Source organism: Paenibacillus caseinilyticus (assembly GCF_027533645.1).
Lineage (GTDB): Bacteria > Bacillota > Bacilli > Paenibacillales > NBRC-103111 > Paenibacillus_G > Paenibacillus_G caseinilyticus.
This window is the reverse complement of sequence record NZ_JAQAGY010000035.1, coordinates 1-14,446: the sequence shown is the minus strand read 5'-3', so window position 1 is coordinate 14,446 and position 14,446 is coordinate 1. Positions and strand designations below refer to the sequence as shown.

The 14,446-nt window shown below is 50.7% G+C and carries 13 protein-coding genes and 1 pseudogene; 11 read left to right on the top strand and 3 right to left on the bottom strand.

Translation table 11 applies throughout. The features are described 5' to 3' along the window. Nucleotides 1-49 precede the first annotated feature (49 nt). A complete protein-coding gene (locus tag O9H32_RS30830) occupies nucleotides 50-613 on the bottom strand; it encodes a hypothetical protein (protein ID WP_269869922.1) in 564 nt (187 codons plus the stop codon). Between the two features lie 304 nt (nucleotides 614-917). Here O9H32_RS30830 and O9H32_RS30825 point away from each other — a divergent pair, with 304 nt between their 5' ends. From O9H32_RS30825 to O9H32_RS30815, 3 genes are all read left to right on the top strand, one after another. Further along, the gene (locus O9H32_RS30825; RefSeq protein ID WP_269869921.1) at nucleotides 918-1,853 is read left to right on the top strand and encodes a Gfo/Idh/MocA family protein; all 936 of its coding nucleotides are present in this window, start codon (nucleotides 918-920) and stop codon (nucleotides 1,851-1,853) included. A gap of 93 nt (nucleotides 1,854-1,946) precedes the next feature. Further along, complete coding sequence (locus tag O9H32_RS30820; RefSeq protein WP_269869920.1) at nucleotides 1,947-4,127, top strand: PAS domain-containing protein; 2,181 nt, start codon at nucleotides 1,947-1,949, stop codon at nucleotides 4,125-4,127. Nucleotides 4,128-4,244: 117 nt separating this feature from the next. After that, nucleotides 4,245-4,844, top strand: coding sequence for a sulfite oxidase-like oxidoreductase (locus O9H32_RS30815; protein WP_269869919.1), 600 nt, complete (start codon nucleotides 4,245-4,247; stop codon nucleotides 4,842-4,844). An 89-nt stretch (nucleotides 4,845-4,933) separates the two neighbouring features. Here O9H32_RS30815 and O9H32_RS30810 read toward each other — a convergent pair whose 3' ends face one another. Further along, nucleotides 4,934-5,206: a hypothetical protein gene (locus O9H32_RS30810; RefSeq protein ID WP_269869918.1), complete on the bottom strand. Its 273-nt coding sequence runs from the start codon at nucleotides 5,204-5,206 to the stop codon at nucleotides 4,934-4,936. Between the two features lie 75 nt (nucleotides 5,207-5,281). Beyond that, complete coding sequence (locus O9H32_RS30805) at nucleotides 5,282-5,698, bottom strand: VOC family protein (RefSeq protein ID WP_269869917.1); 417 nt, start codon at nucleotides 5,696-5,698, stop codon at nucleotides 5,282-5,284. 484 nt (nucleotides 5,699-6,182) lie between these two features. On the opposite strand from O9H32_RS30805, the gene O9H32_RS30800 reads away from it, so the two are divergent. The 8 genes and pseudogenes from O9H32_RS30800 (at nucleotide 6,183) to O9H32_RS30765 (ending at nucleotide 14,054) form a co-directional block, all read left to right on the top strand. Then, nucleotides 6,183-6,929 carry a carbon-nitrogen hydrolase family protein gene (locus O9H32_RS30800; RefSeq protein WP_269869916.1) on the top strand — a complete coding sequence of 249 codons (747 nt, stop codon included), beginning with the start codon at nucleotides 6,183-6,185 and terminating at the stop codon, nucleotides 6,927-6,929. Between the two features lie 297 nt (nucleotides 6,930-7,226). Further along, a complete protein-coding gene (locus O9H32_RS30795; protein ID WP_269869915.1) occupies nucleotides 7,227-7,655 on the top strand; it encodes a MarR family winged helix-turn-helix transcriptional regulator in 429 nt (142 codons plus the stop codon). A gap of 6 nt (nucleotides 7,656-7,661) precedes the next feature. Then, entirely contained in the window at nucleotides 7,662-8,216 is a 555-nt protein-coding gene (locus O9H32_RS30790; RefSeq protein WP_269869914.1) for a GNAT family N-acetyltransferase, read from the top strand. 246 nt (nucleotides 8,217-8,462) lie between these two features. After that, nucleotides 8,463-9,706: pseudogene (locus tag O9H32_RS30785) on the top strand (transposase). A gap of 642 nt (nucleotides 9,707-10,348) precedes the next feature. Then, nucleotides 10,349-10,900, top strand: coding sequence for a hypothetical protein (locus tag O9H32_RS30780; RefSeq protein ID WP_269869913.1), 552 nt, complete (start codon nucleotides 10,349-10,351; stop codon nucleotides 10,898-10,900). 350 nt (nucleotides 10,901-11,250) lie between these two features. Further along, on the top strand, nucleotides 11,251-12,762 hold the full coding sequence (locus tag O9H32_RS30775) for a hypothetical protein (RefSeq protein WP_269869912.1): 1,512 nt from the start codon (nucleotides 11,251-11,253) through the stop codon (nucleotides 12,760-12,762). A 380-nt stretch (nucleotides 12,763-13,142) separates the two neighbouring features. Then, nucleotides 13,143-13,526 (top strand): hypothetical protein, encoded by a 384-nt coding sequence (locus O9H32_RS30770; protein WP_269869911.1) that lies wholly within the window; start codon nucleotides 13,143-13,145, stop codon nucleotides 13,524-13,526. 105 nt (nucleotides 13,527-13,631) lie between these two features. After that, nucleotides 13,632-14,054 (top strand): tetratricopeptide repeat protein, encoded by a 423-nt coding sequence (locus O9H32_RS30765; RefSeq protein ID WP_319946964.1) that lies wholly within the window; start codon nucleotides 13,632-13,634, stop codon nucleotides 14,052-14,054. Nucleotides 14,055-14,446 lie beyond the last annotated feature (392 nt).

Below are 14,446 nucleotides of genomic sequence, written 5' to 3'. Positions count from 1 at the left end.
TGCTGCGCCTGGGTGGCGAAGCAGGGGCCGCTGGTGAAGGCACGGCAGTTCAGGCCTGAAGACGCTCGCCCGCTGCTGCCGCCGGCAGGGGAGAAGTGCCCGGCTTGACGGCCGCGGCTGCTTCCAGATCGCTGATGCGGATGACGAGGCGGGAGACTTCATGCGTCGTGTACGACAGACTGCGCGTACGCTCGGCGAGCTGGAGCAGATCGATGCCCACCCATCCTTTCTTGGACGGATGGAGCGAGAGGTCGTAAGGGAGCACGGAGAGGGAAGGGGCGTTCGCCGCTTCCGGGCTGTCGCCGGCTGTGCTCTTCAGTTTGCGCACGGTCTTGAGCGGGAGATACAGCTTGCCGCGCGTCCAGCGGACATCCCCCGGCGCGAAGGTCACGGACAGCGAGGGATCGCCGCCCATCGGCTCCAGACGGAACCGGTAGCGCTTTGAAGCTTTGATGAATTGATGCCCCTGCCGGTTCGGCAGCAGCATTGTGATCAGGATTGGCATGGCGCTGGCAGCGTAGAGCAGGTAGATCGATTCGAAGCGGTAAGACAAGCCGAGCAGCGAAAGAAACACGAGCACGGATAACCCAAAATACATATTCGATTTGGACATGGTTTACAATCCTCCAGAACGTTCAAACGCTAATCATCAAGCAATACGAGGTCTGCGGCACGAAGGGAAAGCCCGGTATTTCGGGCAGCATTCCTATTTTACCATATGGGACAGGCGCTTTAAAGCAGAGCGTGGGGAAGCGGTATGTCAATTTTTTGTAAGGAAGGAAGCGGAGAGTGCTCCATAGCCCTCCGGTCCTCCTTACCTTATCGGAAAAAACGGCTGCCGTCATAAGCGGGCCCAGCGCGAAACATGTCTTGGGCCGGCGGCAGCAGGCTATTCACAGAAAGCGGAGGGGACCATCATGCGTACCAGAATCGGAATCATCGGGCTTGGCGATATTGCCCGCAAAGTATACCTGCCGCTCCTATCCGGCGACGAGTCTGTTGAGATCGCGGGCATTGCCTCCCGTTCGGCCGATACGGTGCATCGGACGGGAGAACAGTACCGAATCGAGGGCCGGTATGCATCGGCGTCGGAGCTGCTCGAACGCGCGCGTCCGGACATCGTATTCGTCCACAGTCCGACCGAAACGCACGAAGACCTCGTGACGGCCTGCCTGCAGGCAGGCGTGCATGTCTATGTGGACAAGCCGCTCTCCTACGAGCTGCAGGCTTCGGAGCGGATGGCCGCTCTGGCGCAGGACCGGGGACTGCTGCTGGCCGTAGGCTTCAACCGGCGGTTCGCGCCGCTCTACACGGCGGTCAAGGCCTGGTTCGAGGAGGCAGGAGGCTTCGATCAGGCGGTCGCCGTCAAGCATCGGACGAAGCTGCAGGGCCTCAGCGCCAAACAAACGCTGTACGATGACCTGATCCATATGCTGGACCTGCTGCTGTGGCTGGGCGGGGATGAGGCTGAAGTGGGGTCTTACCTCGAGCGGACGAATGCCGGCGGGCAGCTGCTGCACTGTTCGGGGAGCCTGGTGTTCGGTTCAGCGAAGGAGGGGCCCGGCGCACACTTCGGCATGGTCCGCCAGGCGGGCAGCGATCTGGAACGCCTGGAGCTGCATGGTGCATCGCGCTCGGCTGAGGTGGTCAACCTGGAGCAAGCCATATGGATGGAAGCGGGGGCAGCTCCGAGGCAGATGACCTTCGGAACCTGGGATACCCTTCTGCAGCGCAGAGGCTTCGCAGGCGTCGTCTCGCATGTTCTTGCTTCCCTGACCGACCCGCAGAGCTGTACGGTGCGTGCAGACCGGGTGCTTCCGGTTCACCGGCTCATAGAGAAGCTTCATCCTTAGGAAGCTGGGCCACCTAGTCTATGAGAGAAGCGGATGCGGCTAAGTGGTTCAAGAGGAGTTACAACCGGCAGGAGGGGGCAGGTGGTCACAGTGGTGAAGCAAACATTATTTGAACGGGCTTTTGGTCAAGCTGCTTCCGGCATGGCCTTGGTGACCGGTGACGGTGAATTTTTGAGGGCCAACGGGACCTTCTGTTCCTTGCTCGGCTATCCGGAGGAGGCGCTACTGGGCCGGAGCGAATCCGCGTTCACGTGCCCTGGCGAGCCCGGGGCTGCAGGAATCTTGAGGGACGCCGCTGCGGGGGCCTTAGCGCTGCCGTACGGTATCGTCAAGGGTTATGTGCACCGGTCCGGGAGGGAGATCCGGTTCTCGACCCGGCTCTCCCTGCTGTCGGAAGCCGAAAACAACTCCCCCTGCGTATATCTGCTGGAGGCCGGCGAGGCGAAGGAGACATCATCGGGCACATCTGTTAAGGACCCGGCCTGCGCCTCGGAGCTCTACGAGCTGATCTCCGGCCATTCAAGGGATATTATCGCCTATGGCGAGAACGGCATCCTCGAATATGTGTCCCCTGCCTCGCTGCGCTTGCTCTTGGGTTATGAACCGGAAGAGATTCTGGGACAGCGAGCCTCGGATTTTGCGCACCCTGACGACCTGTGGAGGCTGCAGGAGGAGTTCCTTGGAGAATCGAGGCTCGTGACGTGCCGGCTCCGCCACAAGAAGGGCCGGTATATAGCCTTCGAGGTGGCCGTGAAGCGGATGCACTCCGGGGAAGACGGATCTTATAAAGCGGTCTATGTCGGCCGGGATATGACGGAGTCCGAGCGGGTCCATCAGGCGCTCCGCAATAGCGAGCGGCGTCTGGCCCAAGCGCAGCAGATGGCCCGGATCGGGAGCTGGGAGGGGGATCTTACCGCCGGAGAAGTATACTTGTCCGAAGAACTGCTCCGGATTCTCGAGAAGCCCCCATCCTATCGGCCGTGCTTCCGGACACTGCTGCGGCTCCTGCTCCGGGAAGACCGCCGGCCGGCTCTCGGCTCCCTGCGCACGGCGTTCCGGGGTGAAGCGTTTCACTTCGAAGGACGAGTCCGGAACCGGGACGGGTCTCTGAAGCATATCCGCGTCCAGGGCGCCGCGGGAGCTGGGGAAGAGGGCAGCCGGATCCGGCTGCAAGGGACTGTTCAGGATGTATCCGGGCAGAAGCTCATGCTGCAGATGCTCGAAGAGAGCGTGGACCGCTATACTTCGCTGAAGCACTATAACCTGGACGGCATCTTGTCGCTCAATATCAGCGGTATGATTACCTCGGCGAATCCTGCAGCCGAGAGGATTACCGGTTATTCAACACTTGATATGATCGGCTTGCACTTCACCGATCTGCTCCATCCCTCCGAGCATCAACGGGCGGAGGTCATCTTCCCCCGCATTCTGAATGAAGTGGGATTGGAGGCCTCCGAAATCCGGGCCGTCCACCGTTCGGGCCGGGGGCTGCATCTCTTGGTGACGCCCGCTCCGATCTTCGTCAACCGCCGGCAGGTCGGCTGCTATATTCTGGTCAAGGACATCACGGAACAAAAGCGCAAAGACGAGCTCCTGCTGAAGTCCGAGAAGCTTTCGATCGCCGGACAACTCGCCGCCGGAGTCGCCCATGAGATCCGCAATCCGCTTACCGCCCTGAAGGGTTTCGTCCAGCTCATGAGCCGGGGCACCGGCAGCGCCGCTCTCTATCTGGAAATTATGAGAGAGGAACTGGAGCGCATCGAGAGCATTATCTCCGAGCTGCTCATGCTGGCGAAGCCGCAGGCGCTCCAGATGAAGGATTGTGACCTTGCGGCGCTGGTGGAAGACGTAGCTCTGCTGCTGGGAACGCAGGCGGCTCTGCAGAACATCGAGATCGCCATCGGCCGCCCTGAGGGAGATCTCTGCATCCGCTGTGATGCAAACCAGATCAAGCAGGTATTCATCAATCTGCTCAAGAACGCCATGGAAGCGATGCCTCAAGGCGGTGTCATCCGGATTCAGGTGGAGGGAGCCGGAGGGGAAGCGGAGGAGCGGTTCCCCGTGGTGCGTATAACCGACCAGGGCTGCGGGATAGCGGAGGAGCAGCTGCAGGTGATCGGCGAGCCGTTCTATTCCACGAAGGAAGCAGGTACGGGGCTTGGACTGATGGTCAGCCACAAAATTATCGAGAACCACGGCGGCCGCATCCGTATCTCCAGCGAGATGGGGGTAGGCACCTCGATCGAAGTAAGCTTGCCGGCAGCCGCAGGATGAAGCCAGGACGGGCCTCCGGCCAGGGGCATGCGGCTGATTTTGGGGTATACTGAAGAGAAAGGGTTACCAATCATGAGCTGCCCCATAAGGGCTGCCAGGGGAAGGAGGCAAGCGGTCATGGATGAAAGAGAGAAGGGCAAGGAGTCCGGAGCCCCGGACCGGGTACCGCCCGGACAGACGGTAACGGAAGGATTCCCGGTTCTGCACTACGGCAGTGTTCCGTATTATAACGACATGGGCAAGTGGGACTTGCGCATCTTCGGCCTGGTCGAGGAGGAAGTGAAGTTCGGATACCAGGAGTTCCTGGCACTGCCCCAGCGTGAGTTCCGCAACGACATTCATTGTGTGACCACCTGGTCCAAGCTGGACAATGTCTGGGAGGGCGTGCCTGTCACCGCCCTGGTGGATCGGATACGGCTGAAGCCGGAGGCCAGGTACGTGATGCTGCATGCGGAGGAAGGATGGACCACGAATCTTCCACTGGAGGATTTCGTACGGGAGACCTCTTTCCTCGGGCTGCGCCATAACGGCGAGCGGCTGTCGCCCGAACACGGGTATCCTGTGCGCGCCGTCGTCCCCCACCTCTATTTCTGGAAGAGTGCCAAGTGGCTGCGCGGCATCGAGTTTATGGAGAAGGACAAGCCCGGCTTCTGGGAAGTGAACGGATATCATATGTACGGCGATCCGTGGCAGGAGCAGAGGTACGATTTTGACTAGAAGGATAAGTTCCGGTTTTGAGATACCGCCTGAGAGCGGTATTTTTTATATAGTCATTTTTTAATTCAGCCAATAATGGATTGGATTAATTATTCCATTAACTCTTCGGCCAGGGCTTCTACCGATTGTTCAAGTGCGGCCACATGCTCCTCGTATTGAAGAAGTATTTTGATGAGCATTTCCAATGAAACTAAGTGGCTTGAAAATGCTGTTTCCTTGAATGGATTTCGCTTTGCTGCAGCGACTAGAATGAGACGAAGGTCATTGAAAAGTTCGACGCGGAAAGCTCCAATCCCCGTCGAGTTCCAGCAAGGAGGCTGGCAAGCGATCATGGATAATTTCAAAGCTACAAAACTAATCATCGCGAAGAAGACGCCGGGGAAGATGCTCGGCGTCTTTCTTTTTGAACCCTGGTACGAGCGTGCCCTCCGTTAGCCTTAACCTTGTGCGGCATCCATGTTCATGTAGTTAATAGCCCACAGATGACCGTCCAAGTCCACGAAGCCCCAATGATACATGAACCCATGATCTTCAGGTTCAGCGTGCAATTTTCCACCCAAGGAGACCGCAGTATTCACGATTTCATCGACCTTTTCCCGGCTCTCGAAGGCCAATGCGATCGTCATCTGCGCATACTTGCTCGTATCGACGGATTCCTTCTCCGTGAGCGTATTAAAGAATGCTTGATTGATCAGCATGACCTGCAGGTTGTCGCCGATTACGATGGCTATCGAATTCTCGTTCTCGGGGAATTGCGGGTTGAGCTCGAATCCGAGTCCGGTGAAGAACGCTTTCGATTGTTCTACGTTTTTTACAGGCAGGTTAAAGCTCGTGAATGAGGACATTAATGCCATTTTCAAAACACCTCTTCTTCAAATTAGTTTGTGTTCACTTACGCCTTCGTTTATATAGACGACAGCCGATCCGGGAATTCATCGGTCTCATGAATGCAGAAGCGTAAATTCTGCCTTATTCGTGCTAAAGGCAGAAGAGGTGTAGTATGGGTGGTCATTACTTCCTACTGCTGAAGCCAAAATGATAAAAGTAGTTGTTATGTTATCGAGGAACGTTAGTTGAACAGCGTTAGCACGGTAGCCAGTCCAAGAATGGATCGGCTGCCTTTTTGTGTTAGCCCTATGAGAAGATTATTAATGAGTTGCGATTTAGCGATATGGAAATCAGGATGATTTTCTGCACACAGTTAAATAAACATGGATTATTTAATTAGGAGTGGCTAAGTTGCAAAATGAGATTCCTGACGAAAACTTCTATTGAATTAAAAACAAAGTTGGAGCAAACTTGGGATATAGGTACCTTGGATTTCGGGAGGTAATAACAATGAGAATAGCGGTGGCTCAAATAAAGCCCCAAAAGGGAAACATCTTGAACAATATCGAAAAACATAAAGCATTGATCTCTCTTGCAATCTCTGGCCAAGCCAATGCAATCTTCTTCCCGGAGCTATCTGTGACAGGTTATGAACCAGAACTTGCGAAGGATCTAGCAACAGACCAACATGATCGAAGATTTGATGATTTCCAGTACATTAGCGATAAACATTGTATTACCATCGGGATCGGCGTACCGACAAAATCCAATTCAGATATTCTCATCAGCATGGTCATTTTTCAACCGAACCAACCCAGGCAAACGTACTCGAAGCAGAAATTACATGCCGATGAATTACCATACTTCGTTGGCGGCCGTGAACAAATAACTTTGACTCTCGATGGTAGTAAGATTGCTCCAGCCATTTGTTATGAGTCTCTACAGATAGAACATGCAGAACTAGCAAATCAGCTGAGGACAGACGTTTACCTAGCGAGCGTGGCTAAGTCTCAAAACGGAGTCGACAAAGCAATGAGACATTACCCGCACATTGCAAAAACATATTCAATGACGGTTTTGATGGCGAATTGTATTGGGCCTTGCGACAATTTTGAATGTGTTGGGCAATCAGCGGTATGGAGTAATCAAGGACAATTAGTTGATCAGCTTGATGATATAAAAGAAGGAATCGTCCTATTTGATTCAGCAACGCAAACACTTATAAGAAAACAATATTTAGATGGGTTCAATGGCTAAAAGACCGAGTTAGTTTACATTATTCCTTCCTCATATAGGTGTGGGAGTCATAACTCATTAAGCTAACCATTCCTGTATAGCCTAAGAAAACCGCTTTGTCAAAAAAGGAGCGCCTCGGTATGATGGGTTTGTCCAATACACCATCAAGGAGGCGCTCCTTTAATTTTCATGATTCTGTGGTGATGCGCGTTGTGCGGCATGGATGGCTAATGGGCAGTTAAAACTTACAGTTATCGAACAACCACGTCCAAGTTGACATTCAATCCGAATTCGGATTGAATGTTGGGGAGGGATATGATGAAAGATAGTCGAAATGAAATTCGTCGGTTGATGATTGCCGTGAACCGCATTGATGAGCTTTATTACCGCGCATTACGTATGCTCAAAGTCAAGGACAACACATTCGTACTGTTTTATGCGATTTCCGATGGGAAGTCTCACTCCCAGAAACAAGTATGCGAGGAATGGCTAATCCCGCGTACGACACTTAATACGGTAGTGAACGAGTGTGTAAATAAAGGTTACATTCAGCTTGTTTCCCAAGGAAACAAAGAAAAAGAAATCGTACTAACAGACAGCGGAAAAGCTTTTGCAGCAAGTATTTTAACGCCGATTTTTGAAGCGGAAGAAAAAGCCATGGAACCACTTTTGGGAAAAGGCCTCGTAGAGCAATTGGAATGTTTTACTGAACGACTGGACTCGGAATTTCAGCAAATGAAGGAGTAAGAAATCATGAAAATGGAAAAGGAACCAAAAGTTACACTGGAACTGGCAAAGGAATCTGACCTACCGGAATTTCGGAAAAAATTACAGGAAGCATTTGCACTTGCTGTGATTGAAACGTTCGGTGATTGCGAAGATGAGCCGATTCCATCGGACAATGATGTTCAGGAGTCTTTCGATGCTCCCGGGGCGGTCGTATATCATTTTCTTCAGGATGGTAAGAAGGTCGGTGGTGCAGTATTGCGGATCAACAGCGAAACAAATAATAATTCGTTGGATTTGATCTATGTATCTCCAGAATATCACAGCCACGGGATTGGTCTTTCTGCTTGGAAAGCCATTGAAGTACAGTACCCGGATACTGTGATCTGGGAGACCGTGACACCTTATTTTGAAAAGCGAAATATCAACTTCTATGTGAATAAGTGCGGATTCCAAATCGTAGAGTTTTTTAATGAACATCACTCTGAACCGCATTTGCATCACAATGGACGCGAAACTGACAAGCCCCTACCGGGTGGTGCTGACTTTTTCAGATTTGAAAAGGTTATGAAAAAAAGTTAACAACACAAGCAAAACAGATACAGGCTTTAGCATGGAGGACGAGGAGTCTGTACTTTTTTGATGCCGCCCGATCAAAAGTGATTGCCAATAGTGCGGATGTTGGGATGACGTTACAGAATTGAGCATTTTGCACACACCCGAGCCCTTGCTGGATAAGGTTTTTTGAGCATAAAAAAGGGACTTCACCCCGACTTGGAGAAGTTTTCAAGCGACCAAACCCGAAAACAACCAAGGAAGTGAAGTCACTTGTATATTCTCCAAGAAAGTCTATTTTCCTTTGAGGAATTGCAAAAACTTGAATCGAAAGAACGATTGCCTATCTTTTTCAGTGCCCTTGACTTACGACCTTATGCCAAGGAATTAAGAAGTAACTCACCCCGAGGGGCTGATGGGCACTGTAGACAAGGGATTCTTCGAGCGCTTCTTGCAGCACCACTTGAAAACATCGACACATTCACAGGTCTGCATCGCCGGTTGGACCTGGATCTTCGCTTCCGTTACCAATGCGGACTTCGGCTTGATCGGGAAGCCCCTTCTATAGCGACAATAAGCCGCGTCTTCACCGAGATGACGAAGAAGGGATTGGCCAAGCGTCTATTTGATGATCTCGTCACACGTTCTAAACAAGAAGAGATCATCATTGGAAGTCATGTAGCGATCGACAGTGCAGCGATTCATGCCTATGAGAAGAAGGAGCCAAAACGGAGCAGCGAGTTGACCGGAAATGCCAACTGGGGCGTAAAGCTTGACACCTTTGGCAAACAAGGTCAAGTGGTTCGGCTACAAGCTTCATCTTGCCGTCGACACCGTAAGCGAGCTGCCCATGGCGCTCTCGGTAACACCGGCTCATGTCAATGATGGAGACATGGCTCCTTATCTTATGAAACAAGTCGCTTCTCGTACGAAAGTGGCATTCTTTGTGCTTAATGCCGGCTATGACCAACTGAAAAACTACGAAGCTGCACGGAGTGTAAAAGCACAAGCGATTATCCCATTGAACCTACGCAATGAGAAGGAACCGCCTGCGGGTTATGACAGCGAGCGGTACGCCGTGCTGCTCGATAGGCTTTGCCATGACGTATGGGGGGGCGGATGGGGATCACCTGAAATTCCGATGTCCCCATGCCACAGGCAAGGTCGACCGTCCTCTCGGTATGGCCGCATGCTCGTCCTCCAACTATGGGATGGTCGTCAAAGTCGATACGAAAAGCGATTTACGCCGCTATTCAAACCCACATCGCGATACGAAACGCTGGAAGGAGCTTTACAAGGAAAGAACGAGGGTAGAACGGTGCAATTCACGAATGAAGGCCTATTTAACCGCGGATTCTATGCACATCTGGGGGATCCAGAAGGTGACCACGCACCAATATCTGAACGCAATTGTATTACTGGCATCCGCGCTGGCGATAGCTCGTCAGTCCAATAAGGTTGCCGCTAAAATTTTTAATAGAGCAAAAATTCTGCAGGTCTGCCCATTTTTCATCTAGGTTTCCTAAATATGGATTATCCCCCCCCCCCTTGGCTGACCTCTAGATTCTATTCTTAAACTCTGAATTCTGCAAAATGCTCAAGTAACTGGTACGTTAGTTCAATAAAGACATGACGGCAGCCGGCCACGTGATCGGCTGCCTATTTCATTGAACTAAAGGGCAGGATAACGTGATGACCAATGCGAATATTACAAGGTTATAAGGTTAGATAATGGAATAGTTGAAATCACACTACTAACTATGAGAAGGCGGAATTAATAGTGAAAAAAGAAAGCAAAATTATCTATACTTCGATTGATATAATTGTTATGGTACTAATTTTTTATTTTATTTGTAGCAACATTAATAGCCTAGGCGTAGGCTTGATAACATCAATCTTCGCTTATCAGATTATTTCTAGGCTTTTATTGAAGAGATTTTTTAAATAAACGTTACAAGGGCCTAGGGCGAGTTTCGAATCTCGCTCTCGCTATCTGGGAACGATAGCACAACACCAGGGAGGAGATCGCCGCGCGGCAGCTGCTCCCTGGTTCGCGTTAAACTAAAGGGCAGTTTAACGTGGAGCAAATATTCGAATGGAGATGTATGTGATAATATTGAATTGGTAATTCGATATTTCGAACTGAATGGGTGATATTCTTGAATGCTGCTGATTTTAATCGTTTATATGAGGACATCGTAATAAAAAAGCTTCAAGAGCAGGGATATGCTACAAAAGGACAGAGTTTGTTCTTTCAAAAAGAAACGACCGTAGCCGCACTACTGAGAAGCACGTTTAGAGGTGAGCAAGGTTCGGACATAGTTTTTTGTATAAGGCACGCATTCCTTAGAGAACATTTGAAATTGACTAATGGAAGCTATCCTATGGACGCAATTGATTATCCATTTAGATTCTCAATTAAGTCATTCAAACAAGAGGACCTCTTTAAAGTAACATATACCCCTATTAACTACCTAAGACCCCGCAGTCAAATTCCTTACGAATCCATTTATTATGGCGACACAGCTGTCGAAGATTCAAAGGGACTTACTAATCAACTCAATGAAATCGCAGATAATGTAGTTAAGTTTGGACCACTTATCATGAATATCTTAAGTCCAAAAAAGGCATTTGATTGTATAGCAAGAAATAATAAAGATGCATGGATTGAAAAAATTTGGTTGGAAGATTACAGTAACAAATTGACCTAACTGGGAACGATAGCTTAATAACAATCGGGACGAAGCTGCCGGCACATGATCGGCAGCTTAATTTTTTAACAAGAAGTTATCTTAAAAAAGCCACTGATCTTAAGGTAAGAAGGTAGTATAATATTCCATAATAATAAATAATGGGTGTGATTGTTTGGAGAAGATACGACTTCGTGCATGTGCATTAATCATCGAGAACGATGCGATATTATAGCCATTCGTTTTTATTGGAGCCTTGAATGAAGTTCAACGCTGCGTAAAAACGACCCTGGGCGAGCGCCGCCGCGACTTTTCCCCCAATAAATCGTTAAATCTTACTATCCCACATTCCGGAAATGGAGGTACTAACGTTGAAATCACCCCAATGTTGGAAACTCGCGAGCGCACTGCTGCTGGCCGCCTCGCTGGCGGTGCCTGTACCCGCATCCGCTGCTCAACCCAAATCGGTGCAGGCCATCCTCGCGCCCTTCCCTATACAGGTGAATGGAACGCAGATTGATATTCTGCGGAGCAAGTATCCGCCGCTGCTCTATAAGAACATTACCTACTTCCCGCTGACTTGGGAGATGGCACAGGCGCTGAATTGGCAGGTGAACTGGAACGCCGTCGAAGGGCTGAAGGTGGCTCCCGGGTCCGTCTATTATATAGGAGAATACCAAGCGGTCAAGCTGCCGCTCCAGCAGGATTTGTCGGCCTCCAATCGGGCGGGAACCGCCTATCGTGCGCAGCTGCCCGGCTTCCCTGTACAAATTGGCGAAGAGGTCGTGAACAACGCCAAGGAAACTTATCCCCTGCTGACCTTCCGGGACATTACGTATTTTCCGCTCACCTGGCATTTTGCTAATGAGCTGCTCCACCTTAATCTGCAGTGGAGCGCGCAGGAGGGGCTGTCCATCCGCTCTCCGCAGGACAAGATCCTGAACTGGTTCGTTACCGATGATGTCGACCATCTCTACTTCAACACCTCGGTGACGCGGACGAACGGCCGCAGCGTACTGCAGATCCGCAAAGACTTGACCGGGAAGCCGGTGTGGATGACTCGGGAGGAGGCCAAACGTGCCGTCCCGTCGATCGACAAATACCCGAGTCCGACCATCGGTACGGATGTCAGCAGCAGCCTCCGAATCGAAGGAGATAAGTTGTACTACAAGGACTTGCTGCTCCCAGTGGAGCCCAACTCCGGAGCCCAGGAGGCCGTCCAACCGCAGCAGCAGCGCGAAGCCTGGTGGATTCCGCTGCAGGGAGACGAGGGGCTGCTGTCGCTCAAGAGCCAAGACCTGCCCATCCCCATCACTGCTCGGACTCCTCCCTACCGGGCGGAGCTCTTCCATGTGAAGAACGGCACGGCCGTGAAGCTCCAGGGCTTCCGGGATCTTCCCGAGGGTGTCATTTCCAACCCCGACGGCTCCCACTGGATTTATGTCCATATCGACCGGAGAGCGCCGTTTCGGGATATTTTCACCCGCTCCGCTCAGCTGGCGCTGCTCGACAAGGCCGGGACCTTCCATCTGATCAACGACCTCGTGCCCGCGAAATACGTGAACGTGCTCCGAGCGGAATATCCGGATGCCAGCCGTCCCGCCAGTGCCGAGGGTACCCTGCTCATCGATACCGCTGAGGAGAATCCGAATATGGATTCCCTACTGAAGCCGGGCGGCACCATCTACTCCATCGATACGAAGCTCCGTATGCAGAAGGTGTATACCTTCGATAGCGGATATCCCTTCGCCGACCGCCAGCAGAATCTATACCTTCTGCATGCCGAGCTTCGAAACGCCTGGCAAACGCCGGTCAACCAGATCACGGCGATCTCGGCGAAGAAAACGAAATTCTGGTGGGATTACGAGCTGCTCGGACCCTAAGGAAGGACGCGAAAGAACTCCAGGAACAGAGAGCACCCGGTCCAGAGGAAACCGCAGCAGCACGATCTTCTATGAAAACACCAAAAGACGCTTTCCTCTCACTAGCAGGTGAGGAGAGGCGTCTTTTCGTTGCAACCGCGAGGAGACGCTCGAGGGCATCCACAACTTGCTAGCGTGGAATAAAGATTACAATCTTAAGCTGTCTAACTTAATAGCCAATTGGGACTATAAGGATAAAACGATCCTCGTTCGAGATAACCTGGATCTTCTTGAATTTCAATTGAAATAAATTAGCGGACAGCAGGACTCCCATTGCCTGGTTTAATTCATTAAGCTATCGGGAGACGATAGCTTAAGTACTACCTATTTAGGAGATTGGCATGAACTCTTCGAAACGTTATGTATGGATAGAAGCTGAGATATGGCCCGTAGGCTCATGGGATTGTAAGAATCATAATTCCGATGTTATTGTTGTCTTTCCGGATCGTTCCAAATGGATTGCCAGCTTTTTCACGTACCAAAATATCGAGACGTTGAGGCAAAAGAATATGCAGACCGGTGAATGCATGAACGGCGCATATTTTTGGTCCAGTGACATGGTGTTGATTGATATTATAAGCAGGGAAAGGATTGAACAACTAATCGACCATTTGATCAAACACGAGTATTTCCATACAGTCTTTAATCGTCACCCTGATGTTGATGCAGAAGAGGATGAGAACTATCCTGTTGGATTTTTCATAACCGAAGAATCGTTGAGCTAACGGAGAACGATAGTTGAATGATCCAGAAGCAGTTTACCGCGGCAGCTGCCCAATTTTTTTCATTGAAGTAATGCAGCAGCTTCAAATCGAATAGGAGAGATGGCGATGCAACTTTCAGATTCCACCCATGCCGAAATTACCGCGCTATGTAAACAAGGCGATGATTTGATGAGAGCAGGCAATCTTGAGGCGGGCAAGAGTAAGTACGTTGCGGCCCTCCGATTATTGCCGGAAAATCATCGAGAATGGGAGGCCGCAACGTGGATATATGTGGCTATTGGGGATGTCCATTTTCAGATGAAGAATTATGACAAGGCATTCAAGTGCTTTGTTAATGCGGCAACGTGTCCGAAGGGGTTGGGGAATCCCTACATTCATCTTAGGCTAGGACAATTGTATTACGAACAGGACAAGCTTGAAAAGGCGGCAGACGAGCTGACCCGGGCTTACATGGGTGCCGGAATTGCGATTTTTATGGAAGATGACCCGAAGTACCTTGAGTTTTTGGAGTCAAAAATAGAGATTTGAAGTTCCAGGCCAGAGTGCATCCGATTGGGGGCACTCTGATTTCACTGAATAGATGATACGAAGAACCGTATTATAAATAGCCGTTAAGCTACCGGGAGACGTTGCGCACAATAACCAGGAAGCAGAGCGCCGAAGCGGCAGCTGCTCCCTGTCCGCATTAACCTAGAGGGAGGTTATCTTCATTTAATTAAGAATGAAGTATGGCTAAGAAAATGCTGTATATAGTACGCTTTTGATATGAACTATTTGTTTAGGGCACGTATGTTAAGACACTAGCGTTGCATAAACTTAACCCTATTAAAAAGACGGAATATTCAGAATTAAGTTTTCGGCTCTTACTGCCAAAAGGACTAGATCTCCTCAAGGGTAGCTCTGTCCAATTGGTAAATTAT